General features: G+C 71.8%; 23 protein-coding genes and 1 pseudogene. 9 read left to right on the top strand and 15 right to left on the bottom strand.

The features are described 5' to 3' along the window. Window positions 1-2: 2 nt before the first annotated feature. Window positions 3-1,163 (bottom strand): steroid 3-ketoacyl-CoA thiolase, encoded by a 1,161-nt coding sequence (locus BLW32_RS24970; protein WP_068741311.1) that lies wholly within the window; start codon window positions 1,161-1,163, stop codon window positions 3-5. A gap of 246 nt (window positions 1,164-1,409) precedes the next feature. Here BLW32_RS24970 and BLW32_RS24965 point away from each other — a divergent pair, with 246 nt between their 5' ends. Both BLW32_RS24965 and BLW32_RS24960 read left to right on the top strand, forming a co-directional pair. Beyond that, on the top strand, window positions 1,410-2,633 hold the full coding sequence (locus tag BLW32_RS24965; RefSeq protein WP_068741312.1) for a cytochrome P450: 1,224 nt from the start codon (window positions 1,410-1,412) through the stop codon (window positions 2,631-2,633). 258 nt (window positions 2,634-2,891) lie between these two features. Continuing rightward, window positions 2,892-3,998 (top strand): annotated as a pseudogene (locus BLW32_RS24960) (MFS transporter); the annotation flags it as partial. 51 nt (window positions 3,999-4,049) lie between these two features. Here BLW32_RS24960 and BLW32_RS24955 read toward each other — a convergent pair. The 7 genes from BLW32_RS24955 to BLW32_RS24925 form a co-directional block, all read right to left on the bottom strand. Then, a complete protein-coding gene (locus tag BLW32_RS24955; protein ID WP_068741314.1) occupies window positions 4,050-5,603 on the bottom strand; it encodes an AbgT family transporter in 1,554 nt (517 codons plus the stop codon). Next, the gene (locus tag BLW32_RS24950; protein WP_068741315.1) at window positions 5,600-6,571 is read right to left on the bottom strand and encodes a CE1 family esterase; all 972 of its coding nucleotides are present in this window, start codon (window positions 6,569-6,571) and stop codon (window positions 5,600-5,602) included. Before BLW32_RS24950 ends, BLW32_RS24955 begins: the two co-directional genes overlap by 4 nt. Window positions 6,572-6,662: 91 nt before the next feature. Further along, a complete protein-coding gene (locus BLW32_RS24945; RefSeq protein WP_068741316.1) occupies window positions 6,663-7,418 on the bottom strand; it encodes a creatininase family protein in 756 nt (251 codons plus the stop codon). Next, window positions 7,415-8,107, bottom strand: a complete 693-nt coding sequence (locus BLW32_RS24940) for a FadR/GntR family transcriptional regulator (RefSeq protein WP_068741317.1) — start codon at window positions 8,105-8,107, stop codon at window positions 7,415-7,417. Before BLW32_RS24940 ends, BLW32_RS24945 begins: the two co-directional genes overlap by 4 nt. Before the next feature lie 141 nt (window positions 8,108-8,248). Continuing rightward, window positions 8,249-9,421 (bottom strand): thiolase family protein, encoded by a 1,173-nt coding sequence (locus tag BLW32_RS24935; protein WP_068741318.1) that lies wholly within the window; start codon window positions 9,419-9,421, stop codon window positions 8,249-8,251. Continuing rightward, the gene (locus BLW32_RS24930) at window positions 9,421-10,500 is read right to left on the bottom strand and encodes a thiolase family protein (RefSeq protein WP_068741319.1); all 1,080 of its coding nucleotides are present in this window, start codon (window positions 10,498-10,500) and stop codon (window positions 9,421-9,423) included. The genes BLW32_RS24935 and BLW32_RS24930 overlap by 1 nt, the downstream gene beginning before the upstream one ends. Continuing rightward, window positions 10,497-11,426: a Zn-ribbon domain-containing OB-fold protein gene (locus BLW32_RS24925; RefSeq protein ID WP_068523306.1), complete on the bottom strand. Its 930-nt coding sequence runs from the start codon at window positions 11,424-11,426 to the stop codon at window positions 10,497-10,499. The genes BLW32_RS24930 and BLW32_RS24925 overlap by 4 nt, the downstream gene beginning before the upstream one ends. Window positions 11,427-11,587: 161 nt before the next feature. Between BLW32_RS24925 and BLW32_RS24920 the strand changes: the two genes are divergently transcribed. Beyond that, the gene (locus BLW32_RS24920; RefSeq protein ID WP_068741320.1) at window positions 11,588-13,141 is read left to right on the top strand and encodes an AMP-binding protein; all 1,554 of its coding nucleotides are present in this window, start codon (window positions 11,588-11,590) and stop codon (window positions 13,139-13,141) included. Between the two features lie 76 nt (window positions 13,142-13,217). Here the strand turns inward: BLW32_RS24920 and BLW32_RS24915 are convergent, their stop codons facing one another. Further along, window positions 13,218-14,012, bottom strand: a complete 795-nt coding sequence (locus BLW32_RS24915; RefSeq protein WP_068741321.1) for a crotonase/enoyl-CoA hydratase family protein — start codon at window positions 14,010-14,012, stop codon at window positions 13,218-13,220. Window positions 14,013-14,131: 119 nt separating this feature from the next. Here BLW32_RS24915 and BLW32_RS24910 point away from each other — a divergent pair, with 119 nt between their 5' ends. The 3 genes from BLW32_RS24910 to BLW32_RS24900 are packed head-to-tail and all read left to right on the top strand — an operon-like array spanning window position 14,132 to window position 16,433. Beyond that, window positions 14,132-15,235: an NAD(P)H-dependent flavin oxidoreductase gene (locus BLW32_RS24910; RefSeq protein WP_068741322.1), complete on the top strand. Its 1,104-nt coding sequence runs from the start codon at window positions 14,132-14,134 to the stop codon at window positions 15,233-15,235. 4 nt (window positions 15,236-15,239) lie between these two features. Further along, on the top strand, window positions 15,240-15,737 hold the full coding sequence (locus tag BLW32_RS24905; RefSeq protein WP_068523005.1) for a pyridoxamine 5'-phosphate oxidase family protein: 498 nt from the start codon (window positions 15,240-15,242) through the stop codon (window positions 15,735-15,737). A gap of 9 nt (window positions 15,738-15,746) precedes the next feature. Further along, window positions 15,747-16,433 carry a hypothetical protein gene (locus BLW32_RS24900; protein ID WP_068741323.1) on the top strand — a complete coding sequence of 229 codons (687 nt, stop codon included), beginning with the start codon at window positions 15,747-15,749 and terminating at the stop codon, window positions 16,431-16,433. Window positions 16,434-16,436: 3 nt separating this feature from the next. On the opposite strand, the gene BLW32_RS24895 is transcribed toward BLW32_RS24900, so the two are convergent. Next, entirely contained in the window at window positions 16,437-17,456 is a 1,020-nt protein-coding gene (locus BLW32_RS24895) for an LLM class F420-dependent oxidoreductase (protein ID WP_068741324.1), read from the bottom strand. Between the two features lie 45 nt (window positions 17,457-17,501). Here BLW32_RS24895 and BLW32_RS24890 point away from each other — a divergent pair, with 45 nt between their 5' ends. Continuing rightward, the gene (locus BLW32_RS24890; protein WP_068741325.1) at window positions 17,502-19,082 is read left to right on the top strand and encodes a succinic semialdehyde dehydrogenase; all 1,581 of its coding nucleotides are present in this window, start codon (window positions 17,502-17,504) and stop codon (window positions 19,080-19,082) included. 52 nt (window positions 19,083-19,134) lie between these two features. After that, window positions 19,135-22,362 (top strand): ATP-binding protein, encoded by a 3,228-nt coding sequence (locus BLW32_RS24885; protein ID WP_139286315.1) that lies wholly within the window; start codon window positions 19,135-19,137, stop codon window positions 22,360-22,362. 35 nt (window positions 22,363-22,397) lie between these two features. Here the strand turns inward: BLW32_RS24885 and BLW32_RS24880 are convergent, their stop codons facing one another. Further along, window positions 22,398-23,222, bottom strand: a complete 825-nt coding sequence (locus tag BLW32_RS24880) for an ABC transporter permease (RefSeq protein WP_068741327.1) — start codon at window positions 23,220-23,222, stop codon at window positions 22,398-22,400. Continuing rightward, entirely contained in the window at window positions 23,219-24,235 is a 1,017-nt protein-coding gene (locus BLW32_RS24875) for an ATP-binding cassette domain-containing protein (protein WP_139286314.1), read from the bottom strand. The genes BLW32_RS24880 and BLW32_RS24875 overlap by 4 nt, the downstream gene beginning before the upstream one ends. Window positions 24,236-24,343: 108 nt before the next feature. Between BLW32_RS24875 and BLW32_RS24870 the strand changes: the two genes are divergently transcribed. Beyond that, a complete protein-coding gene (locus tag BLW32_RS24870) occupies window positions 24,344-25,012 on the top strand; it encodes a hypothetical protein (protein WP_082791349.1) in 669 nt (222 codons plus the stop codon). Between the two features lie 74 nt (window positions 25,013-25,086). Here BLW32_RS24870 and BLW32_RS28225 read toward each other — a convergent pair whose 3' ends face one another. Genes BLW32_RS28225 through BLW32_RS24860 form a run of 3 tightly spaced genes read right to left on the bottom strand, consistent with a single transcriptional unit; the run spans window position 25,087 to window position 26,009 of the window. Then, window positions 25,087-25,542 (bottom strand): HNH endonuclease, encoded by a 456-nt coding sequence (locus BLW32_RS28225; RefSeq protein WP_068741328.1) that lies wholly within the window; start codon window positions 25,540-25,542, stop codon window positions 25,087-25,089. A 14-nt stretch (window positions 25,543-25,556) separates the two neighbouring features. Further along, a complete protein-coding gene (locus BLW32_RS28220; RefSeq protein WP_156486397.1) occupies window positions 25,557-25,733 on the bottom strand; it encodes a hypothetical protein in 177 nt (58 codons plus the stop codon). Then, window positions 25,734-26,009 carry a DUF7572 family protein gene (locus tag BLW32_RS24860; protein ID WP_068741329.1) on the bottom strand — a complete coding sequence of 92 codons (276 nt, stop codon included), beginning with the start codon at window positions 26,007-26,009 and terminating at the stop codon, window positions 25,734-25,736. Between the last annotated feature and the right edge of the window lie 14 nt (window positions 26,010-26,023).

Genomic DNA, 26,023 nt, shown 5'->3' with positions numbered 1-26,023 from the left:
TGTCAGATCCGCTCGATGATGGTGCCGGTGGCCATCGCGCCGCCGCAACACATCGCGATGAGGGCGGTCGACGCGTCGCGGCGCTCCAGCTCGTGCAGCGCGGTGGTGATGAGGCGCGCGCCGGTGGAGCCGACGGGGTGGCCGAGCGCGATCGCGCCGCCGTTGACGTTGACCTTGTCCGGATCGGGGCCGATCACCTGCTGCCAGGACAGGACGACGGAGGCGAAGGCCTCGTTGACCTCGAACAGGTCGATGTCGCTCAGCGCGCGGCCGGAGCGCTCGAGCACGCGCTCGGTCGCGCGGATCGGGCCGTCGAGGTGGTAGTAGGGCTCGCCACCGACGAGGGCCTGCGAGACGATGCGGGCCCGCGGAGTCAGGCCGAGCGCGGCGGCGCGGTCGGAGTCCATGAGCAGGACGGCGGCGGCACCGTCGGACACCTGCGAGGAGGTCCCGGCCGTGTGCCGGCCCCCGTCGAGCATGGGCTTGAGCTTGGCGAGCCCCTCCGCGGTGCTCTCGCGCGGACCCTGGTCGCGCGAGACCTCGATCGTCTCGCCGGTCGGCGCACCGTCGGCCATGGCGGGCGCCTTGAGTGACACGACCTCGCGGTCGAAGCGACCCTCCTGCCAGGCCTGCAGGGCCTTGCGCTGCGATGCGAGGCCGAAGGCGTCGATGTCCTCGCGGGTGAGGCCGCGGCGCTCGGCGATCCGCTCGGCGGCGAGGAACTGGTTGGGCATGTCGATGGTCCACGACGGGGGCCGGGAGTTGCCGAGGCCCTCCGGCCGGTTCGCGCCCAGGGGGATGCGGCTCATGGACTCGACGCCGCACGAGATCCCGACCTCGATCGCGTCGGTGGCGATGAGGCCCGCGATGAGGCCCGTGGCCTGCTGTGCGGAGCCGCACTGCGCGTCGATGGTGGTGGCCCCGGTCATTTCGGGCAGGCCCGCGTTGAGCCAGGCGGTGCGCGTGATGTTGCCGGCCTGCTCGCCCGCCTGCGTGACGTTGCCGCCGATGATCTGCTCGACCCGGTCGGGATCGACACCCGCGTGGTCGAGGAGCGCGGACACGGTGCCGCCGAGGAGTTCGGCGGGGTGCAGTCCGCTCAGCCAGCCGCCCCGCTTGCCGATGGGGCTGCGGACGGCGTCGACGATGACGGGGATGCCCATATCGATCGTTCCTCACATTCTCGGCTCGTCCCGATTGGGTAGAGCACGTTCTCGATTGTGGCGCCGATCTCCGGCTCTGTCGAGCCTCATCGGGTGGCGCCCCGACTGATTCGTCCCTGTGTAACTGCTGTGCTGCCAGCGTCCTCCGCAATCTAGCTCACGAGCGGACGGTGTGTGCTTCAATGAGTAGAACATGTTTCAGATACGCCTGGCCAGAGACCGGGTGGAGACGCTTGAGGAGGCGGCGTGAGCGTGCACTTCCCCGCGGGGTTCGATTTCACCAGCCCCGACCTGTGGTCGGAGCGGCGGCCCGAGGCCGAGTTCGCCGAGCTGCGGCGATCGGCGCCGGTGTGGTGGCAGGACATCCCGCCCGGCACCACCGGGTTCGACGACGGCGGCTTCTGGGTGGTGTCCAAGCTGGAGGACATCAAGGCCATCTCCCGGAACCCGAAGCAGTACTCGAACTGGGAGAACGGCGCCATCGTCCGCTTCGGACCGGAGATCGAGCGCGAGCAGATCGACATGCAGCGCATGCTGCTGCTCAACATGGACCCGCCGCAGCACACCAAGACACGGCGCATCATCTCGCGTGGTTTCACGCCGAAGGCGGTGCAGTCCCTGCACGACGCGCTGGCGGAGCGGGCCGAGCAGATCGTCCACGAGGCCCGCAAGGCCGGCGGCGGTGACTTCGTCGAGCAGGTCGCCTCCGAGCTGCCGCTGCAGGCGATCGCCGAGCTGCTCGGTGTTCCCCAGGAGGACCGCAAGAAGCTGTTCGACTGGTCGAACTCGATGATGGCCTACGACGACCCGGAGTTCGAGGGCGACTACCTCACCGCCATGACCGAGTTCACCGGATACTCGTGGAACCTCGCGGAGGAGCGCCGCAAGTGTCCGATGGACGACATCGTGACCACCCTCGTGCAGGCGGACATCGACGGCGACGGGCTCGGCAGTGACGAGTTCGCGTTCTTCGTGCTCCTGCTGGCGGTGGCCGGCAACGAGACCACGCGCAACGCGATCAGCCACGGCATGAAGGCCTTCGTCGACTACCCGGAGCAGTGGGAGATCTACAAGGAGCAGCGGCCGCGCACCGCACCCGACGAGATCGTGCGCTGGGCGACGCCGGTGTCGGTGTTCCAGCGGACCGCGCTCGAGGACGTCCAGCTCGGTGAGCAGACGATCAAGAAGGGCCAGCGCGTGGCGCTGTTCTACGCCTCGGCGAACTTCGACGAGGACGCCTTCGAGGATCCCTACACCTTCAACATCCTGCGCGATCCGAACCCGCACGTCGGTTTCGGCGGTTCGGGCACGCACCACTGCGTGGGCGCGAACCTCGCCCGGCTGGAGATGGACCTGATGTTCAAGGCGATCGCCGACGTCATGCCGAACCTGCGCGAGCTGGAGCCCCCGCAGCGCCTGCGGTCCGGCTGGCTCAACGGCATCAAGCACTGGAAGGTCGCCTACGAGTAGGCGCACATCCTCTGCGAAGCCCCCGGGACGTCCCGGGGGCTTCGTCGTGTGCGGGGCGCCGCGTTATCCGGTGGCGCTCGCCGGCGGCCCGGGGCTAGCGTGGCCGACGTGAGCACGCCGGAATCGCATGAGGTCGGGGTCGCCGGTCCCGCCGTCGGCCCCGTGCAGAGCCGCGCCGTCGTGCGCTGATCCGCCGGTCCGAGTCGGCCGCGGCGACCGGAGACGATGTCCTCGTTTCCCTCGTCCCAGGAGTCCTCCGTGCCCCGGCTCGTCCTGTTCCTCGCCCTCGCCGTCTTCGCGATGGGTACCTCCGAATTCATGCTCGCCGGCGTGCTGCCGGCACTCGCGACCGACCTATCGGTCGCGCCGTCCGCCGCGGGGAGCCTCGTCTCCGCCTTCGCGGCCGGGATGGTCCTCGGTGCCCCCGCGACGGCCACGTTCGCCCGACGGTGGCCGCCCCGCGCCGCCCTGCTCGGCTTCCTCGCGGTGTTCGCGGCGGCGCACGTCGTCGGCGCGCTGACCGCGTCCCTCCCCGTGCTGCTCGGGACCCGCGTGGTGGCCGCGTTCGCCAACGCCGGCTTCCTCGCCGTCGCGTTCACCGTGGCGGCCGCGGCCGTCGGTCCCGAGCGGCGGGCGCGGGCGCTGTCGCTGCTGCTCGCGGGCACCACCGTCGCCATGGTCGCGGGCGTCCCCGCCGGCGCTCTCGTCGGCGCCGCCGCGGGGTGGCGCGCCCTGTTCTGGTCGGTCGCGGCGCTGTGTGTGCCGCCCTTCCTCGCGATCCTCGCCGCCGGCCCGATCGACCCCGGCGGCGGCGAGCGACCCTCTCTCCGTGCCGAACTGGTCGCGCTGCGCGCCGGACGGACGGCGTCGCTGCTCGGCCTCACGGCGCTGGTGAACGCGGGCACCTTCGGGGCGCTGACCTTCCTCGCGGTCCCGGTGGAGGAGGTGCTGTCGGCGGGGTGGATCCCGTTGGTGCTGATGCTCTTCGGTGCCGGGGCGTGTGCCGGTGTGGCGCTCGTCGGTAGGGTCGCCGACGCGAGCCCGTGGGCCCTTCTCGTCGTGTGCGCCCCGCTCCTGCTGAGCGCGTGGACGGCGCTCGCCGTCGGCGGTGGCGACGCGATCGTCCTGCCGGTGATCGTGCCCGTCGCCGGCCTGCTCGCGTTCGCGGTCGGCGGGACCCTGATCACCCTCGCGATCGGCTCCGCGGCGGACCGTGCGCCCACGATGGCCGGGTCCTACGCCACCGCGGCCCTCAACGTGGGCGCGGTGGCGGGTCCCGTCGGCGCGGGCGTCGCTCTCGACCGGTTCGGTGGGATCGCGGGTCCCGCCGGATTCGCCGCGGTCGTCGTGGCCGCGGCGATCCTTGGCGGCGCGGTGCTCCGCCGACCGGGGGCCCGAGCGCTCGCGCTCCGCCGGTCAGCGGACGGGCGCGCCCGGGCCGAGCGGGATTCCGAGCCCCCACCACACGAAGAACAGCGCGGTCCAGGACACCGTCATGGCGATGGCGAGGGGCAGGGTGTACGACGCGAGGGTGCCGATACCCGCCTTCTTGCGGTACTGCTGCAGGAAGCCCAGCGCCATGATGAAGTACGGGCTCATCGGTGTCACGGCGGTCGATCCCGAGTCGGCGATGCGGAACAACGCCTGGGTTGTCTCCGCAGGGATCGAGACCAGCATCAGCATGGGAACCAGCACCGGCGCGGCGATGGACCACATCGCGGAGCCGCTCGTGACCATGATGTTGACGACGGTCAGGAGACCGAGGACGAGGAGGAAGACGACCGCCACGGGGACACCGCTGTTCTTGATGAGCTCCGCCGCCTCGACGGCCAGCACGTCGCCGATGTGTGTCCAGTCGAAGTACGCCAGGAACTGGGCGATCGCGAAGAACAGCACCAGGACCGGGGCCATCTGCTTGACGCCCTGCGCCATGAGGGCGGGGACGTCGGCGGGCTTGCGGATCGTGCCCGCGATCACGCCGTAGACCACGCCGGTGGCGCCGAAGAGGACCGCGACGAAGCCGGCGATGCCCTCCATGAACGGCGAGTCGGTGATCGAACCGTTGTCGCCGCGCAGCGGGGACCCCGCGGGCAGCATGATCAGCGCCGTGATCAGGAGGATGCCGACCAGGGTGGCGCCGGCCAGGCGCAGTGCCCGCCGCTCGGCGGGTTCGAGCGCGAGCGTCCCCATGTCGCTGAGGTCCGCGTCCGGATCGGCGTCCAGGTCGGGGCGCTTGGCCAGGACGAGCTTGGTGACCAGGGTGATCACGATCGCGAGCAGCAGCGAGGATCCGATGTTGAAGTACCAGTTACTCACCGGCGTGACCACGGCATCGGGGTCGATGACCCGCGCCGCCGCCTGCGTGATGCCCGCGAAGATCGCGTCGTTCGGGGTCGGCACCGGGCTGGCGTCGTAGCCGGAGGCGATCGACGTGTACGCGACGACGATGCCCAGGATCGGCGACTTGCCGACGGCGCGGAAGGCGAGACCGCCCAACGGCACCAGGATCACGTACGCCGCCGCCGACGCGACGTGCGAGACCGTGCCGGTGAACGCGACGGCGAAGATGACCCACGAGGCGGGGACGCGGGAGACCCCCGCCTTCATCCCGGTGGCGAGGAAGCCGCTCCGCTCCGCGATCGCCACGCCCATGATGACCACGACGATCGTCGCCATCGGCGGGAAGCCGGCGAAATTCTCGACCATCGTCGACGCGGCCATGGCGAGGCCGTCGCCCGAGAAGAGGTTGCGCACCACCACCTCCTTGCCGTCGGCGGGGGAGACGACACTGACGTCCAGTGCTGCCATCACAGCGCTGACCACGCCGAGGATCGCGGCGAGGATCCAGAACAACCAGAACGGGTGCGGCAGTGCGTTGCCCACACGCTCGATGACCCCCATCGCCCGGATGATCCGGGGGAGGCGTTCCGGCGCGACGGGCGGCTGCTCGAGGGAGTCGGGCGCGGTCATCGGATTCCTCCGTTCGACGGGGCGAGGCGCTTGTTCTCGAAGAACGACCAGGCGAGGGTGGTGGCCCGGACCGACTGGGTGACGTAACCGCCGCCGCTGTAGGCGAGGGCGCCGGGCCAGGTGTGGCCCCCACCGCGCACCGTGATCATCTCGACGGGAGTGTTCCCGCATCCGCGGTACCGGGTGAGCAGGACGTCCTCGGCGAGGTTCTCGGTCCGGGGCTCCGCCGCGCAGGCGGCCCGCGCGGCCCACTGACCGGCCCAGCGGTCGATCGCCGGGAGGCCCCGATCGGCGTCGCCGCCGTACGGGATCGTGGCATCGGCGTCACCGTGCATGATGAGGACGGGTTTCGGCGTGGCCCCGTCACATCCGGCGTTCGCGCCGGGGTACACCGCGGCGGCGACGGGCGCGATCGCGGCGAGTCGGTCGGGCAGTCGGCACGCGAGCAGGTTGACGAGGCCGGCGCCGTTGGACTTGCCGGTGGCGTAGATCCGGTCGCGGTCGACGCACGCGCGCCGCTCGATGTCGTCGAGCAGGTCCCGGGTGAAGGCCACGTCGTCGACGCCCGGCGCCGCGTACGGCGCGCCCTGCCAGGCCTGGCGTTCGCCGCCGCCGGTGCCCACGACGCCCTCGGGGAAGACGGCGATGGCGGGGAGAGCCGAGAGGCCGGAGTACTCCTGGAGCTCGGCCCCGGTGCTGCCGCGGCCGTGGTAGGCGACAACGACCGGGAGCGGGGTACGGCCGTCGGAGCCCTGCGGGACGTGGATCCGGTAGCTGCGCAACCGATCGCCGCTCGCGACGGTCCGTACGGCGGTGGTGCCGGGCCGGACGTCGCCGGCACCGTCGCACCGCGGCTGGTGGGCGGGGCGCGGCGCCGAGGCGGGTTGCGCACCGGCGGGAGCGGAGACGGTGGCGACCGCCGCCGCGGCGAGGAGGGCGGCCCAGCGTGTGGTTCGACGGTTCTGCATGGTCTTCCGTTCCGCGCGACCGGGTCTCGGGCGCGCTCGTCCGACGTCCGGCGGCGGTCGCCGGGCGTGTGGGTGGCTGATCGGGGGAGGGCTAGGCGCGCCACTCCCGGACGAGACGGGTGAGGTTCGCGACGGACTCATCGATGATGCGTCGTCCGTCCTCGGCGCTGACGCGGGTCGGGTCCCCGAGGACGCCGTTGGGACTCAATCGCTCCCAGGCGAGTGCGAGATTGAAGTCGGGCGTGCGGGACAGGCGCGCGACGGGCTCCATCTGCGCGAGGGTCGTGGTGCCGGGCTCGAGGAGCTCGGACCGGACGAGATCGGGTGCCACGTGGAGCATCTGCGCCGTCTCGGACTCGCCGCAGTGGCCGTGGACCTCGCTCACTCCGAGGCGCGCGACCGCGTCCTTCGCCAGGGCGGACACGCCGACCCAGGCGAGTTCGACGTCCGGATGGGTGCGGAGCAGGTCCTGGGCGGTCGTGCCGAGGACGGCGTTGTTGCCGCCGTGCCCGTTGACCACGAGGAATCGACGGAATCCGTGGTGGGCGAGGCTGTCCACGTACTCCGTGAGGACCGCGGCGAAGGTCGCGGTGGACAGCGTCATGGTGCCGGCGAACCCGCGATGGTGCGGCGAGACGCCGACCGGGATCGTCGGGCCGACGACGACGGCGTCGCCCAATTCGTCCGCAACCCGCGCGGTGACGGCCTCGGCGCGGACGGTGTCCGTACCCAGCGGCATGCCCGGCCCGTGCTGTTCGAGCGCGCCGGCGGCGAGGAGGACGACGGGGCCGGCGGCTGCCGCGTGCCGCGCCTCGGCGGAGGTCATGGAGGCGAGTCGGTTGGTCATCGGCCGGCCTCCTGCGCGGCGAGGGCGTCGGCGACGGCATTGCGGATGTGCTGCAGGTGGTCGCGGGCGAGGCTCTCCGCGAGGTGCTCGTCGCGGTCCCTGACGGCGTTGACGAGGCCGAGGTGTTCGGCGTGGTCCCGGGGACGGTCGGCGTACTGGTGCCGGATCTCGACCTGGTCCAGGCGGCGGCTCTCGAGGAGCGACTCGATGGTCTCGCCGAGGAGCCGGTTTCCCGAGGCCTGCGCGAGGACGACGTGGAAGTGCAGGTCGGGCGAGGCGACGCCGGCCGGTGGCCGGAGCGCGTTGTCGGTCGCCGCGGCGAGTCGCGCGAGGTCGGCATCGGAGCGATGCCGAGCCGCGAGGGCGGCGATCGACGGTTCGAGCGCCAGGCGGGCGTCGGCGAGTTCCAGGGCGGCGCGGAGGTCGCCGCGCGGGGCGTGCGGGTTTCCGATCACGCGCCGGCGGACGCCGTCGCCGACGTAGGTGCCCGAACCGTGGCGGAAGCGCACCACGTCGATGGCCTCGAGTCGGCGGAGCGCCTCGCGCACCGTCGGCGTGGTCACGCCGAAGCGCTCTGCGAGCTGCCGCGAGGACGCCAAGGCGTCGCCCGGTTGGAGCTCCTCGGTGCGGACGATCTCCACGATGCCGTCCGCGATCCGCTCGGACAGGGACCCCGTCGTCTGATTCATAAAGTGACTAAATCACTTAGTCGGAGGATGTGTCAAGGGTCACATCGGCGAGCTCCGTACGCGGCGGCGGCCGCGGGGGTGTCAGGCGGGCTTGTCCGCACCCACCAGCCCATCGGGGGATAGGGGGAACGCTGCCGGGCGTCAGGCGGGCTTGTCCGCACCCACCAGCCACATCGAAAAGTATTGCGATCCGCCGCCGTAGGCGTGGCCGAGGGCTTTCCGCGCACCGTCGACCTGGTAGTCCCCGGCGCGGCCCATGACCTGCTTGGCGGCCTCGGCGAACCGGATCATGCCGGACGCGCCGATGGGGTTGGACGAGAGCACGCCGCCTGACGGGTTGACCGGCAGCGTGCCGCCGATCTCGGTGCCGCCCGACTCGGTGAGCTTCCACCCCTCGCCCTCGGGGGTGAAGCCGAGGTTCTCCAGCCACATCGGCTCGAACCAGGAGAAGGGCACGTAGATCTCGGCGGCGTCGACCTCGCGCAGTGGATCGGTGATGCCGGCGTCGCGCCACAGCGCGGCCGCGGCGTCCTGGCCCGCGCGGGGGCTCACGTGCTCGCGGCCCGCGTAGGCGAGGGGCTCGGTGCGCATGGCGGTCGCGAGGACCCAGCCGACCCGGTTGCCGGTCGCGGCCTCCGACGCGGCGGCGGCCTCCTCGTCGCCGAGCACGATGGCGCAGGCACCGTCGGACGACGGGCAGGTCTCGTCGAATCGGATGGGATCCCAGAGCATCTGGGACGCCTGCACGGACTCGAGCGTGATGTCGGGCTGGTGCAGATGCGCGAAGGGGTTGCGTGCGCCGTTGCGCCGGTCCTTCACCGCGACCATCGCGCCGACGTGGTCGGGCGCGCCGGAGCGCCGGATGTAGGAGCGGACGTGCGGCGCGAAGTAGCCGCCCGCGCCGGCGCCGACGGGCACGGTGAACGGGACCGGGATCGACAGCGCCCACATGGCGTTCGACTCCGACTGCTTCTCCCACGCCACCGTGAGCACCCGCTTGTGCACGCCCGACTTGACCAGGGCGGCAGCGACGGCGGCCGTGGACCCGCCGACCGAGCCCGCGGTGTGCACGCGCAGCAGCGGTTTGCCGACGGCGCCGAGCGCGTCGGCGAGGAACAGCTCGGGCATCATGACGCCCTCGAACATGTCCGGCGCCTTGCCGATCACGATGGCGTCGATGTCGGCCATCGTGGTGCCGGCGTCGAGCAGCGCGGCGTCGACGGCCTCGCGGATCATTCCGGCCATCGAGACGTCGGTGCGCTTGGCGCGGTGACGGGTCTGGCCCGTTCCGAGTACGGCGGTGGGCTTAGCCATCACTTGGCCTCCATCACGGCGATCAGGTTCTGCTGCAGGGCGTGCCCGCCGGTGGCGTGCGCGAGGACGCGTTCCGCGTCGCCGTTCCACACGGCGCGGGCTGCCTCGCCGATCCGGGCGAGACCCGCGGAGAACATCGGGTTCCCCACGAGTGCACCGCCGGACGGATTGATCCGTACGTCGTCGCCGAGCCCGATCGCGCTGCGCAGGATCAGTTCCTGGTGCGTGAACGGTGCGTGCAGCTCGGCGAGCTGCACTCCGTCCGCCCCGGCGGCGCGCGCCGCGGCGGTGGTCGACGGCGACCGGGTGAGATCTCGTGAGCCCAGTGCGGGCGAGTCGATCCGGTGCTCGAGGCCCGTGATGAACGCGGGGTTCTCCCGGATCTCGCGCGCCCGGTCCGCCGAGGCCAGGATCGCGACCGCGGCACCGTCGGTGACGGGCGCGATGTCGTGCCGGCGCAGCGGATCCGCCCACAGCGGTTCCTCCAGCAGGGTCTCCGCGTCGACGGTGCGCGACACCTGCGCCGCCGGATTCGCGGTCGCATCGGAGAGGTTGCGCGCGGCGACCGCGGCCATATCGGCTTCGGTCCACGCGCCGGAGTCGATGCCCGCGCGGGCCTGAAGGGCGGCGACGGACACCGAGTCGGGCCACAGCGGCGCGACGGTGTACGGGTCGAGCTGCATGGTCAGCGTCCGTCGCAGCACGCCGGCCGAGGACTTGCCGAAGCCGTAGACGAGGGCGGTGTCGATCTCGCCGGTGCGGATCTTCACCCACGCCTCGTACAGCGCCCACGCGGCGTCCATCTCCACGTGCGACTCGTTGATCGGCGGCACGGCGCCGATGGAGTCGATCGCCGCGATGAACGAGAAAGCCCGTCCCGCCAGGTAGTCCGACGAGCCGGAGCACCAGAAACCGATGTCGGACTTGGTGAGACCGGTCTGGGCGAAGACGTCGGCGAACAGCGGGATCAGCATCTCCACGCCGTTGGTGGTGGTCTGGGCGGCGCGCAGCCACGGGGTGGCGGCGTAGCCGACGACGGCGACGGAGCCGTCCGGATCGGTGCAGGTGCGTGTGCTCACAGGTGCTTCTCGTAACTGGAGTAGGGGGCGTCCGGCTCACCGGTCGGTTCGAAATGCGAGATGTTGCCGGGACTCTCGGTCCACTCCTCGCGCGGCTTCCACACGGCCCGCACCCGCATGCCCATCCGCACCTCGGACGGATCGCAGCCGAGGACGAGGTGGAGGAACGGGATGTCGGCGCCGTCGATCAGCACGTAGGCGGCGACGTACGGGGGCTTGATCCGCTGGCCCTGGAAGGGCACGTTGACCACGCAGAAGGTGGTGACCACGCCGGTGTCCGGCAGGTCGACCTCCTCGGTCGTGGGGATGCCGTCGATCGGGCAGGCGTTGCGCGGCGGCACGTAGACGTTGCCGCACGTCCCGCATCGCTGGCCCAGCAGCCGGCCCTCGGCGAGGGCCTGCAGGTACCGGGTCTCCGGCACGGAGGCCGAGTGCTCGAGCCGCAGCGCGACCGGGGTGACGAGGACCTCGATGGGCTCGCCCGACGGTGCGGCGACCTCGGGGACGCCGTCGCCCTCGCCGGGCACGAAGTGCGTGATGTCGCCGATCGCGCCGGTCGTCTCGGCGGCCCAGCGGGCGTGCACCCGCATGCCGGTCGAGATGTCCTCGGGGCCTGCGACGTCGACCGCGTGCAGGAGAGCGGTGTCGGCACCGTCGAGCCTGATGAGGGCGTACGCGAAGGGCCGGTCGAAGGGCTGTCCGTCGACGGGGTGCGCGTTCCAGCTCCAGCTGGTCACCGTGCCTGTGTCGGAGACCGGCACGATCTCCGTGAGGGCGGCCGTGGTGTCGGGATCGAACTCCAGCGGAGGCACGTGCACCCGCCCGGCAGCGTCCCGGGTGCCGACGATGCGGCGCTCGCGGAGGTTCGTCATGAACGCGCCCAGGACCGGTCCGAGCGACCGGGTGTAGTCGAAGGACAGGTGCATCGGCGCCGAGAGGGTCTGCGTTTCTGCGGTCACCTCACGAGTGAAACATGTTCTAACTTTTTGGCGCAAGGGTATCCCGGAAACGGCGGTCAGCCCTTACCGTGGAAAAAGTTCCCACCGCGTTACGCGCGGGTATTCCGCAACGATCCACGAGGTGTTCCATGGACGATCTGCACCGCGAGCCGCTGGCCGGAGACATCCTGCTCGGCTCCCTCGCCGCCTATCCCGACCGCGTCGCCGTTCACGTCACCGGTGCTGACGGTGACTCCGTGCTGAGCTACGCGCAGGTGCGCGATGAGGTCAGCCGCTACGCGCAGGCGTACGCCTCCGTCGGGCTCGGCGTGGGCAGCCCCGTCGCGATGCTGTCGGGCAACCGGCACGAGGTGCTGATCGCCCAGTCGGCCAACCTGATCACCGGCGTCCGCTTCGCGGCGCTGCACCCGATGGGCTCGCTCGACGACCACGTCTACGTGATGGAGGACGCGGGGATCGAGACCCTGATCTACGACCCGCGGCTGTACGAACAGCGGGCCGCGGAGCTGCGGGAACGGGTACCGGGACTGAAAACCCTGCTGTCGCTGGGGCCCACGGAGACCGGCGTCGACCTGACCGCCGTCGCGGCCGGCTTCGAGCCCGGACCACTCGCGGCGCACACCGCCGACCCGTCGTCGACGGCGAGCCTCGCGTACACCGGCGGCACCACCGGCAAGAGCAAGGGCGTCATGCTCAGCTACTCCGGCGGCGCGGCGCTGCTGCGCATCCAGCGCACGGAATGGGAATGGCCGGAAGAGATCCGGTTCCTCGTGTGCGCACCGCTGAGCCACGCCGGCGGAGCCTTCTGGAACCCGACATCGATGTCCGGCGGCTCGATGGTCGTGCTGCCCCGGTTCGAGCCGGAGGCCGTGCTCGCGGCGATCGAGAAGTACCGGATCACGGCGACGATGCTGGTGCCCACCATGATCTACGCGCTGCTGGACCACCCGAAGTTCGACGAGTACGACCTCTCCAGCCTGGAGACCGTCTTCTACGGGGCGTCCGCGATCTCGCCGACCCGGCTGACCGAGGCGATCGACCGGATCGGCCCCGTGTTCTTCCAGTTCTACGGCCAGGCCGAGTGCCCGATGACCATCTCCGTGCTGCGTCGCGGCGACCACGATCCGTCGAAGCCGGAGCGGCTGGCGAGCTGCGGCAAGCCCGTCCCGTGGGTGAACGTCGCCCTGCTCGACGACGACGGGCGCCCCGTCGAACCCGGTGCGCCGGGGGAGATCTGCGTGCGCGGGCCGCTGGTGATGCAGGGGTACCTGAACAAGCCGGAGCAGACCGCCGAGGCCACCGAGCACGGCTGGCTGCACACCGGCGACGTGGGGCGGTTCGACGACGAGGGCTACCTCTACATCGTCGACCGGAAGAAGGACATGGTGGTCACGGGCGGCTTCAACGTCTTCCCGCGCGAGGTCGAGGACGTGATCTCGACGCACCCGTCCGTCGCGTCCGTGGCGGTGATCGGCGTGCCCGACGACAAGTGGGGCGAGGCCGTCAAGGCCGTCGTGGTGCCGCGCGCCGGCGCGACCGTCGACGTCGAGGAACTGCGCGACCTGGTCCGCGACCGGAAGGGCGCCGTCTACACGCCGAAGACCGTCGACCTCGTCGAGTCGATCCCCGTCAGTCCCCTCGGCAAGCCCGACAAGAAGGCGCTCCGCGCCCAATACGCCTGATCATCCCGATTGAACACCGTTTCTGTTCGGAGAAACCGCAGGTCGGGGTGAACAGAAACGGTGTTCAATTGCAGGGTCAGCGGCCTTCGAAGACCGGGGTGCGCTTTTCGGCGAAGGCGCGCGGGCCCTCCTTGGCGTCGCGGGAGAGGAAGACGGGCAGGCCCTCCTTCGCGTCGACCTTGAAGGCCTCCTCCTCGTGCATGCCCTCGGTGGCGCGCATGGTGCGCAGCATCGCCTGCACGGCGAGGGGGCCGTTCGCGTTGATGAGCTCGGCCAGTTCGAGGGCCTTGTCGAGCGCGCCGCCATCGGGCACGACGTGGCCGATCAGCCCGTACTCCTTGGCCTCCGCCGCGGTGATGTGCCGTCCCGTGAGCAGGAGGTCCGCCGCGACCGTGTACGGGATCTGCCGCGGCAGGCGGACTGCCGAGCCGCCCATCGGGTAGAGGCTCCACCTCGCCTCGGAGACGCCGAATTTCGCGCTCTCGCCGGCGACGCGGATGTCGGTGCCCTGCAGGATCTCCGTGCCGCCCGCGATGGCGGCGCCCTCGACCGCCGCGATGAGCGGCTTCCCCGGGCGGCGGCCCTTGATGAGGCCGGGGATCCGGGCCGGGTCGAAGGCGCTGCCCTCCTTCATCGCCTCGCCCGGGTTCGACTTCGCCATGTTCTTCAGGTCCGCGCCGGCGCAGAAGGCGCCGCCAGCGCCGGTCAGGACGGCGCTGCGGATCTCCGGATCGTCGTCGATGCGGTCCCAGGCGTCGCTGAGGATCTGCAGCATCTCGCCCGTGAGCGCGTTCTTGCGCTCCGGCCGGTTCATCGTGATGAGCAGCGTGTGGCCGCGCTGTTCGACGAGGGCGTGCGGGGCGTCGGTCATGGCCTGAGGCTCCTTCGGTCGAGGACCTCGCCGAAACGAGGATCGGCAAATGCGGGAATCCGCTTCCGAAGAACAGTAACAGGTTCTAGTTTGGAGGAAAGAAGTCTTCAGGAGGATTCATGCGCACACCCCTGTGCGAGGACCTGGGCATCCAGTACCCGGTCATCGCCTTCACCCCGTCGGAACACGTGGCCGCGGCGGTCTCCCGGGCCGGCGGCCTCGGCGTCCTCGGCTGCGTCCGGTTCAACGACCCCGACGAGCTCGACGCCGTCCTCGACTGGATGGACGCCAACACCGACGGCCGGCCCTACGGCGTCGACATCGTGATGCCCAACAAGGTGCCCACCGAGGGCAGCGCGGGCGATCTCACCGAGCTCATCCCCGCGGAGCATCGTGCCTTCGTCGAGCGGACCCTCCGCGAGCTCGGCGTGCCGGAGCTGCCCGACGGTGCCGCCGGCGCGGGGGTGCTCGGCTGGCTGCACTCGGTGGCCCGATCGCACGTCGACGTCGCACTCAAGCACCGGATCTCGTTGATCGCCAACGCCCTCGGCTCGCCGCCGAAGGACGTCATCGACGCCGCACACGAGCACGGCGTCAAGGTCGCCGCGCTCGCCGGCCGCGCCAAGCACGCCCGCGCCCACGTCGACAACGGCGTCGACATCGTCATCGCGCAGGGCTACGAGGCGGGCGGCCACACCGGCGAGATCGGCTCGATGGTGCTGCTGCCGGAGATCGTCGACGAGGTGGGCGGCGACGCGACCGTCGTCGCCGCGGGCGGCATCGGCTCCGGCCGACAGATCGCCGCGGCCCTGACCCTCGGCGCCGAGGGCGTGTGGATGGGCTCGTACTGGCTCACCACCACCGAGTACCTCGAGACGCACACCAAGTCGCAGACCATGCAGGACGCCCTGGTCGCCGCGACGAGCGCCGACACGGTGCGCACCCGGATCTTCTCCGGGAAGCCCGCCCGCCTGCTCAAGACGCGGTGGACGGAGGCGTGGGAGCAGCCCGGCGCACCGTTGGCCCTGCCCATGCCCCTGCAGAACCTGCTGGTGGGGGAGGCGCACAGCCGGATTCACGCCTCGGGGGATCCCTCGGTCGTCGCGATGCCGGTCGGCCAGATCGTGGGCCGGATGAACGCGGTTCGCCCGGTCGCCGAGATCATGGCCGAGCTGGTCGGCGAGTTCGAGGATGCCGTCGACCGACTGAACCTGGCACGCTGATCCCATGGGAACCAATCAGCGCGGCCAGATCCAGATGACCGAGGCGGAGATCGAGGACTTCCTCGAGCGCAGCCGCACCGCCACCATCGCCACCCTGGGCGCGAGCGGGGCGCCGCACCTCGTCGCCATGTGGTACGCCGTGATCGACGGCGACCTCTGGATCGAGACCAAGGCCAAGTCGCAGAAGGTCGTGAACCTGCGCCGCAACCCCGTGATGAGCGCGTCGATCGAGGCAGGCCAGTCGTACGACCAGCTCCGCGGCGTCACCGTTGAGGGCACCGCCGAGATCGTCGAGGACGAGGCGACGGTGCGCGCGGTCTGCGAGCAGGTCTACGAGCGCTACTTCGGCCCGTACTCCGATGAGCTCAAGCCCGCCATCGACGAGATGATGAAGAAGCGCGTCGCCGTGCGCCTGCGCGGCGACCGCGTGCGTTCCTGGGACCACCGCAAGCTCGGCATGCCCGGGCTCCCCGTCGCCGGAAGCACCGCGGCGTACCTCTAGGGGCGGACGATGCCCGGATCGCACGCGCAGCCCGAGGATCCCGAGGGATTCGTCGAGATCAGCCCCTGCGTCGGGGGCCTCGTCCGCACCTGGTCGGACGACGGCGCCACCCGACTCTGGTCGGTGCCCGACGATGCGTGGCTCCGCGAGGTCCAAGCGACCGGCCGGATCGGCCGCGTCTCGCGCAAGGAGGGCCGGTACCGCGAGGCGGCCCGGCTGTCCGAGGCCGACGGTGCGCTCCTCGTGCGGCCCCGCGTCCCGCTCCGGGCGGACGACGGGAGCCTGACGATGGAGGCCCAGTCCATCGCGCTCGCGCCGGAGAAGCGGCCGTCCCGTTCCACCTTCGAGGACTTCCGCGAGGTGCTCACCCGGGCCGTCGAGCACTGCGCCGCCACCGACGAGTACCTCGTCGTGGAGCGCGGCGCGCGCGACGCCGGGCGCGAGCCCTTCTGCCTGTTCGCCGTGCTCCCCGCGGGCGCCGAGCCGGGCGTCTTCGTCACCGTCGTCGAGACGGCGCCGCCGCCGCGGGAGTCCGACCTCTGGGCGCCCTACGTCGACGAATGGGACCGGACCGCGACGATCAGCGCACCGTCGGGCCCCGAGACCGTGGCGACCGCCCCGACCGTGATGATCGAGGCGATCAGCCGGTGGGACGCCGATCCCTGGGACCTCGCCTTCACCTTCGGCCGACGGTGACGGTCAGCCCCGGGCGGCTTCGACCAGCGCGCGCAGCGTGGGCTCGTCGCGAACACCGCTGAACAGCACCGTCGTGACGGGGGAGTCCCGCCATAGCGCGAGCCGCTCGGCGATCCGGTCGATCGGCCCGAGCAGGGCGATGGAGTCGGCGAGCTCGTCGGGGACGGCGGCGATGGCGCCCGCGCGATCGCCCGCGAGGAACTTCTCCTGCACGGCGACCGCAGCGTCGGCGAAGCCGAGCCGGCCGATGAGGTCGAGGTGGAAGTTCGTGGACTTGTGCCCCATCCCGCCGATGTAGAAGGCCAGCGGGATCTTCGCCTGCGTCAGCGCCGCGTCGAGGTCGTCGGAGACGATCACCGAGACCGTCGCGGCGATCTCGAAGTCCGCGGATCGACCGGCCAGGGACGCGCCGAAGACCGCCTCGACCTGCTGCGGATCGACGAACAGGGGCAGCCAGCCGTCGGCGATCTCGGTCGACAGCGCGACGTTCTTCGGCCCCTCCGCGCCGAGGAAGATCGGGATCCGCGGCCGCACGGGCAGGGCGATGGACTTGAGCGGCTTGCCCAGCCCCGTGCCGCCCGGCAGCGGCAGCGGGTAGTGCGGGCCGGCACTGGTGACCGGCTCCTCCCGGGCGATCACCTGGCGCACGATGTCGACGTACTCGCGGGTCCGGGCGAGCGGTTTGGGGAACGGATTCCCGTACCAGCCCTCGGCGACCTGCGGCCCGGACGCGCCGAGGCCGAGCACCATGCGGCCGCCGGACAGCCCGTCGATCGTCAGGGCGTGCATCGCGGTCGCGGTGGGTGTGCGCGCGGGGATCTGCGCGACGGCGGTGCCGAGTTTGATCCGCTTCGTTCGGGATCCGTACCAGGCCAGCGTCGAGAAGGCGTCGGAACCGTACGCCTCGGCGGTGAAGACGTAGTCGTAGCCGAGCTCGTCGGCGGCGACCACCGCCGCGGTGTGGTCCTCCGGCCCACGGGTCCAGTAGCCGAGGTTGATGCCCAGATTGAGATCGTTGACCATTCCTCGAATCTAGAACAAGTTCTAGGGTTTGGGTTACAGTTCGGTATGGCTTCGCCCACGCAGATCGACAGCACCCTGCCCGCGCGCGTCACCGACGAGCTGATCGAGCGCCTCACCGCACTGGTGGTGGCCGACGGCAGTCGCGAACCGTTCACGATGAGCGAGGTGTTCACCGGCGCCGCCACCGGCGCGCTCCCGCAGTCCACCCCGAGCGACGTGGTCGCGGCCTTCGCCACCGCCCGGGAGGCCCAGCGGCAGTGGGCCCAGCGGCCCCTCGAGGAGCGCCTCGCCGTCTTCCGGCGCCTGCACGAGCTGATCCTCGAGAACAACGAGCTGCTCGTGGATCTCATCCAGAGCGGCACCGGCAAGAACCGGCGGATGGCCTTCGAGGAGTCCTGCGACGTCCCGATGGTGATCAGCCACTACCTCAAGTCCGCCCCCAAGCTGCTCCGCTCGCGCCGCCGCGGCGGCCCTGTCCCCGTGGTGAGCAACTCGGTGGAGCTGCACCGCCCCAAGGGCGTCATCGGCGTGATCGCGCCGTGGAACTTCCCCTTCGCGATGGCCCTCTCCGACGCGATCCCGGCCCTCATCGCCGGCAACGGCGTCGTCCTCAAGCCCGACAACAAGACCGCGCTCGCCGCGCTGTACGGCGTCGAGCTGCTGCGCCGCGCCGGCGCGCCCGAGGGCCTGTTCCAGGTGGTCTGCGGGCAGGGGCCGGACGTCGGCCCCGCCCTCATCGACGAGTCGGACTTCGTCATGTTCACCGGTTCCAGCGCCACCGGCGTCACCGTCGGCGAGCGGGCCGGGCGCAACCTCATCGGGTGCAGCCTCGAGCTCGGCGGCAAGAACCCGATGATCGTGCTCGACGACGTGGACCTCGACGAGGCGATCCCGTCGGCGATCTTCGCGGTCTTCGCCAACGCCGGCCAGGCGTGCATGCACATCGAGCGGATGTACGTGCACGAGAGGATCTACGACGAGTTCTCGCGACGGTTCGTCGCCGCCGCGGGCGCCCTCAAGCTGGGCGCGACCTACGACTTCGAGCCGGACATGGGCTCGCTCGCCTCGCCCGACCAGCTGCGCCGCGTCTCCGCGCACGTCGAGGACGCGCGGGCGAAGGGCGCCACGGTGTTGTGCGGCGGGCGGGAACGCACCGACGTCGGCCCCGCCTTCTACGCGCCGACGATCCTCACCGGCGTCACGCCGGACATGCACCTCGCGTCCGCCGAGACCTTCGGGCCCGTCGTCGCGCTGTTCCGGTACTCGAGCGACGACGAGGCGATCCGCCTCGCCAACGACACCCGCTACGGCCTCAACGCCAGCGTGTGGGGCAAGGACCTGCGCCGCGCCGCGCGGATCGGCGCGCAGCTCGAGGCGGGCAACGTCAACGTCAACGACGGCTTCGCCGCGTCCTTCGCGAGCAAGGGCACCCCGTCGGGTGGCTGGAAGGCCTCGGGTGTGGGCGTGCGCCACGGCGACGCGGGTCTGCTCAAGTACACCGACACCACCAACCTCGCGACCTTGAAGCAGCAGGTGTACAACCCGCGCCCGGGGCAGAGCTACGAGCAGTACGCCCAGCAGACCAAGCAGGTCCTGCGCTGGATGCGCAAGCTGCGCATCCGCTGATCCGCCCACCGCGAGGGCGGGCCGGCGGCCCGGCCGCGACTACGCTGGCCGGGTGCACGACGGCAACGCCCATGATGACGCGGCGATGATCGGCGTCCTCGGACCGGTCGTCGCCGGCGGTCGGCCCGTGCCCGGGGTACGGGCCCGGCGGCTCCTCGTCGCGCTCGTCCTCGCCGACGGTCGGCCCGTCAGCGCCGACCGCCTCGTCGACGAGGTGTGGGGCGACGCGCCGCCCAAGTCGCCGCACGCCGCACTGCACACCCAGATCTCGCGTGTGCGCGCAATCGTCCGCCCCGCGGCGCTCGAGGCCGTGGCCGGCGGCTACCGGCTCGACGCGGACACCGACCTCGCCCGCGCCGAGGCGGCGCTGCGCGATGCGGGCGACGAGGCGGACGCGCTGCGGCTGTGGCGCGGCGTCCCCGGCGACGACCTCGACGACGGCGGACCGGCGGACGAGCTCGCGCGGCGCGCGGCCGCCGTCTTCGACCGGCTCGAGGCGAGGGTGGCCGCCGCGGCGCTCACGGCGGGGGACTACGCCGCGGCCGCCGCGATCGCCGAGCGACGCATCGCCGCCGACGCCCTCGACGAGCCCGCCCGCGTCGTCCTCATGCGGGCCCTCGCCGGGGCCGGCCGGGTCGCCGAGGCCCTCGCCGCCTACGCCGACCTGCGGCGCACGTCGATCACGGAGCTCGGAACCGAACCGGGCGACGAGGCGACGCGGCTGCACCGCGACCTGCTCGACGACGCGGCGCCGGCACCGTCGACCTCGGGACGGGCCGCCGCCGTGGGGATTCCGGCCGAGATCACGCCGCTCATCGGCCGCGATACCGAACTCGCCGAGCTGGTGCGCCTGGTCGGAGAGGTACGGGTCGTCACCGTGCTCGGCCCGGGCGGTGTGGGGAAGACCCGCATCGCCGAGGCCGTCGGCGCCGCCGTCGCGGATGCGGGAACGGCGGTCTACTACGTGCCGCTCGCCGCGGTCCGCTCGGCGGAGGGCGTACTGCCCGCGATCTCGCGCGTCCTCGGCCTGGCCGAGTCGGACCTCGGCGCGGACGGCATGCCGCGCAGGACGATCCGGGACCTGGGTGCGCGCGTGCTGGAGACGCTCGGCCGCCGGCGCTGCCTCGTGGTGCTGGACAACTGCGAGCAGGTCGTGGACGCCTGCGCCGACGTGGTCGCCGACCTGGTCGCCGGCGCGCCCGGCGTGAGCGTGCTCGCGACCAGCCGCTCGCCTCTGCAGATCCGGGCGGAGCGGGTGCACCCGCTGCCCGTCCTGGCGACCGCCGGCGCGAGTTCCGCCGCCGTCGAGCTGTTCGTGCAGCGCGCCCGCGCCGTGCGTCCCGGCGTGCCGCTGCCCGAGGCCGCCGTCGCGGAGCTGTGCCGGCGGCTCGACGGCCTGCCGCTCGCGATCGAGCTGGCCGCCGCCCGCGTACGCACCCTCAGCGTGGAGGAGATCACCGACCGGCTGGAGCAGCGGTTCGCCCTGCTGCGCTCCACCGATCGCTCCGCGCCGGACCGCCACCGCACGCTGCACGCCGTGATCGACTGGAGCTGGGAGCTCCTCGAACCCGACGCGCAGCTGACCCTGCGGCGGCTGTGCCGGTTCCCCGCCGGCGTCGACGCCGCCGCCGCGGCCGCGGCGACCGGACTGGATTCGGTCGCCCTGGACGATGCGCTGATCTCGCTCGCGAACCAGTCGCTGGTGCACGTCGCCGAGAGTGGTGGCCGTACCCGGTACCGGATGCTGGAGACGGTGCGCGAGTTCGGCGAGGAGCGCCTGAGCGAGGCCCCGCCGGCGGCGGACGGGACGCCCGAGGGCACCGTCGTGGACCGTGCGATGGCGTCGTGGGCGGCGACGCTCGCGGCCGGGATGTGGCGCGAATACCGCTCCGTCGGAGGGCACGCCGTGATCGGCCGACTCGCCGAGGACCTCGAGAACCTGGCCTTCGTGCTCCGCGGCGCCGTCGACGCCCTCGTCGCCGGTGACCGCGCCGCGCTGTGGACCGTGATCCGCGTCTTCCCGCTCCTCGCGGGCCTCTGGTCCATGCGGAGCCTGCATGCGCAGGTGCAGGAGCTGGGCATCCGCATCGTGGACGCCCTCCCCGACCCGCGGGCCGCGCTCGCCGCGGGGCTCACCGACGAGGATCGGGAGCTGTGGCAGGCGACGGTGCTCGCCGCGTGCGCCGCCCCCGGGGCTGATCCGAAGGCACGACACGTCGTGCGCGGCCGCACCATGATCCGCCGCTTGCACCGGCCCGAGCGGACGCTGCTCGACGCGGTGGACTACTTCTGCGCCGCGTTCCTCCAGTCCTCGGTCTTCGGCCTCCTCCGGCTGGTGCTCGCGGGGGTGACCGCACCCGCGGACGACGTCCGCCTGCACGCCCACGCGGCGCGGATGAACCTGCGGGAGAACGGCGGCGATCTGTCCGGGGCACTGGCGGACTCGGAGGCGATCGCCGCGATCGGCGGGCCGGGTGACGCCTGGACCGAGGCGATGCTCGCGATGAGCACCGCGAGCATCTTCGGCCAGCAGGCCCGGTGGGAGGAGGCGGAGCGGCGCTACCGCACGGCAGCGGAGAAGCTGGCCTCGATCGGCGCGGACGAGGACGCGAAGCAGGCGACCGCGTACCTGGTGGCGAGCCTGTGCTCCCTCGGCCGACTCGACGAGGCGGAGGCACTGCACCGCACCCTGCAGGGGCCGTGGGCACCGTCGGACCCCGACCCGGACGGAGGCCCCGAAGCCGTGGCGGCGATGATGATCGGCACCGCCGAGCTGGCGCGGCTGAGGGGTGCGCCCGACGCCGGGCTGTACCGCCGGGCGGGGGAGCTGCTGGTGCGCCGGATCCCCAACGGCAGTAGGGATCCCGGCGGCGAGATGCTCGTCGCGATCGCGTTGCTCGGCGTCGTGGCGTGCGGTGCCCCCGAGACGGGCGGCGAGCTCGTGTCCGCGTTGATCGCCGGCGACGAGGCGATGTTCGGGGTCACCGGCTACTGGGACCTGCCTCAGGCGGCGACGATGGCCCTCGCCGTCGGAGCTCGGCTGGCGGCCGTCGACCCCGCCTCCGAGGAGGCCGCGACCATGGTGGGGCTCGCCCGCAGGCTCGGTGCGCGCCAGGACTATCCGGTGATGTTCGAGACGATGCGACGGCTCGCCGTCCCGCCCGCGGGCGCCTCCGCCGAGGCCTGGCGGGCGGAGACCGAGCGCATCGCCGGCCTCTCCCGATCGCGTGCGGTGAGTCTGCTCCGCGACACCACCGCCGCGCTACGCCGGAGGGCGTAGCGCGGCGGGTGCGGGGCTGCGTCGGCGACGCGGGGTCAGCGGGCGTTGCGGATGTAGGCCCGCACGGCGAGCGGCGCGAAGATCGCGATGATCACCAGCGCGCCGACCAGGCTCCACACCACGTGCACGCCGGCGTGGCCGGAGTTGCACAGCTCGCGGATCGCCGAGACCAGGTGGCTGATCGGGTTCACGTTCACGAAGGCCTGCAGCCAGCCCGGCATGGTCTCGACCGGGACGAAGGCGTTGGACAGGAACGTCAGCGGGAACATGATCATCATCGAGACGCCCTGCACCGCAGTGGCCTTCTGCATGAGGCAGCCCATGAGCGCGAAGATCCAGGACACCGCGAAGCTGCAGAACAGGATCAGCGCGGTGGAGGCGAGGACGCCGACCGGATCAGGGCGCCAGCCCATCGCGATGCCCACGATGAACGTGATGATCGTGGCGATGAGGTAGCGCACGACGTCCGCGAGCAGCGCGCCGGCGAGGGGGCTGATCCGGGCGATGGGCAGCGACCGGAATCGGTCGAAGACGCCCTTGTTCATGTCCTCGCGGAGCTGGGTGCCCGTGACGATCGAGGCGACGATCACGGTCTGCACCAGGATGCCGGGGATGATGACCGGCAGGTAGCTGTGCACGTCGCCGCTGATGGCGCCGCCGAAGATGTACGTGAACATGAGCGTGAAGACGACCGGCTGCAGCACGACGTCGAAGAGCTGCTCCGGGTTGTGCCGGATCTTGAGGACGCCGCGCCAGCCCATCGTGAAGGACTGGCGGACGGTCTCGGCGAGGCCGATGTGATCGGGGGCCGCGCGGTCCGGCGTGCGGCCGGGGGCGCGGGTGAGGGTACTGGTGGTCATGACGCCTCCTGGGCGGAGTCGGTGGTGGCCGCGTCATCAGGGCGGCCGGTGAGGGTGAGGAAGACCTCGTCGAGGCTGGGCTTGGAGACGGTGATCTCCTCGATCGCGACACCCTGCTCGCGCAGGGCGATGAGCAGGTCGGGCACGAGGTCGGGGCGGTGCAGCGGGGTGGTGACGCGGGCCGCCTCGGGGCTGAACGCCGCCGTCTCGGCCAGGACCTTCTCGACGGTGCGCGCGACGATCGGCGCGTCGGCGCGGTCGGCGGGGGTGAGCTGCAGCGTGGAGGAGCCGACCGAGGCCTTGAGCTCGTCGGCGGTGCCGTCGGCGATGACGAGGCCGTGGTCGATCACCGCGATGCGGTCGGCCAGCTGGTCCGCCTCGTCGAGGTACTGCGTGGTGAGCAGCACCGTCGAGCCCTGGGCGACCAGATCGCGGATGGTGTCCCACATCTGCGAGCGGGTCCGCGGATCGAGGCCCGTGGTCGGTTCGTCGAGGAACAGCAGCGGCGGCGTGTCGATGAGGCTGGCGGCCAGGTCGAGCCGCCGCCGCATGCCGCCGGAGAACTCCTTGAGCGGGCGGTTCGCCGCGTCCTCCAGGCCGAAGGCGCCGAGCAGTTCCTCCGCCCGCGTCCGGGAGGCGGCGCGGCTCTTGCCGAGGAGCCGGCCGAAGAGCACGAGGTTCTGCCGGGCCGTGAGGTCCTCGTCGACCGAGGCGTACTGCCCCGTCACGCCGATGAGCGAGCGCACGGTGGTGGACTCGGCCACCACGTCGTGGCCGAAGACGCGGGCGCTGCCGGCGTCGGGCCGCAGCAGTGTGGCGAGCATGCTGATCGTGGTCGTCTTGCCGGCGCCGTTGGGGCCGAGGACGCCGTAGACGGTGCCGGTGGGCACCTGGAGGTCGACGCCGTTGACCGCGCGGGTCGCACCGAAGTGCTTGACCAGGCCGCGGGCGTCGATCGCGAGGTCGGTGGGGGAGGACGGGCTCTGGCCGGTCCTCATCTGGGTGATCGTCATGGCCACCACGATGCATCGCCCCGCTGTCGTGGGACTGTCGTGACGCTGGCGCGGTCTGTCGCCGCCGGTCGTGCCGCACCTGTCAGGGGTGTGCGCCACAATGACGGGGTGCTGTTCGTCGAGGTCGTCGTCGTTTCCGCCGAGGTCGCGGGCACGCGATCGCGCACCGCGAAGGTCGCCACGCTCGCCGCGGTGATCCGCGCCGCCGGGCCGGGGGACGTGCGCCCCGTCGTCGCCTGGCTGTCGGGGGAGTTGCTGCAGGGCCGCCTCGGCGCCGGGTGGCGCACCGTCGCGCGGACCGTCGACGCTCTCGAAGCCGCCGCGGAGCCGTCCCTGACGGTGGAGGAGGTCACCGCCGCACTCGACGAGCTGGCCGGGACGTCGGGCGCCGGGTCCGTCGCCCGACGGGACGCCGTCCTCACCGGGCTGTTCGGGCGCGCGACCGCGGCGGAGCAGCGGTTCCTCGTCGGACTCGTCACGGGTGAGCTGCGCCAGGGCGCCCTCGCGGGCGTGGTGACCGATGCGGTGGCGCGCGCCGCGGAGGTGCCGCTGGAGACGGTGCGCCGGGCGGCCATGCTGTCCGGATCGCTGCCCGACACCGCCGCGGCGGCCCTGCGCGGCGGGGCCGAGGATCTCGCCGGCTTCGGGCTCGAGGTGTTGCGCGGCGTCTCGCCGATGCTCGCCTCGCCGGCGGACGGCGTCGCCGCCGCGCTGGCCGACCTGGGACCGGAGGTGAGCGTCGAGTTCAAGCTGGATGGTGCCACCTGTGGTTTGTGACTCAAGTCCTACATACCCAATGTGACCTGCTGTTATGTCTGAGTTTACGTCGGTCGTGACGTGCCGTCGCCGGGCTACTGCACGTAGAAACCTTGCTCGCGCAGGCGGCGTTTCTGCAGGGCACGCGCGGAGAGCTCCCGGCGCTTCGTGGCGCCGTCGCGGGGGTCGCCGTCCCGTCGGCTCTGGGCCGTCTTCAGCGCGTGGTGCCGATCGCACAGCAACTGGAGGTTCGAGGGCCGGTTGTCGCCGCCGTCGGCGATCTCCGTGATGTGGTCGACCTGGTGCGCCGGTGCGCCGCACTCTGCGCAGACGTGCCAATCCCGCTCCCGGATGTGGTCCTTCTCGGCCGTCGTGAGCGGCTTGATCCGACGGCGCCGGGCGCGCTGGTTGGCGTCGAGGTTCTCTTTCACGGGGTGCTGCTCGCACCGGTAGTCGCGGCCCCGGTGCTCGACGGCCTTCCTAGGGCACGGGCCGCGCCCGTACGGGGTGTCGATGATCTGTGAGCACGTTTTCGGGGCTCGTCCGGTCATGGTCGTCTTCCTCCCTAGTTCTGTACGAGGCCCGAGTACCCGAGATCGTTGTACCGGTCGTTGCCGGTGCCGACCTTGAAGGCCAGTGTGTCGCTCTCGTGCACGAGCTGGCCCTTGACCAGCATGGGGTTGAGCTGCCGCCACTCGGCGGCCGTGCGCGTCGGGATGATCGCGCCGATGTTCGTCGCCATCTACTTGCCCTTCCCGAGATCCGGGGCAAGCCACGCGGAGAGCCGAGCAACGGCCTCGTCGTGGTCGAGCTGCTCGTCCCATCGCACGAGGGCCGTGAGGCCGTTGGCGGGGTCGCCGTCGGCGTCGATCGCTGTGCCGTGCTCGTCGGCGAGGAACACCTCGGTGTGCTGCGCGGTGTAGAAGTCAGCGCACAGCACCGCGAAGTGCTGGCCGTCGTCGGCCCGGTAGAGCTTGGTCACCGGGCACCACCAATCGAGATCCGCGACGTGCTGCATCGTTGCTCCGTTCA

The organism is Tsukamurella tyrosinosolvens (assembly GCF_900104775.1).
Classification (GTDB): Bacteria; Actinomycetota; Actinomycetes; order Mycobacteriales; family Mycobacteriaceae; genus Tsukamurella; species Tsukamurella tyrosinosolvens.
This window is presented reverse-complemented; position numbering and strand designations above follow the sequence as displayed.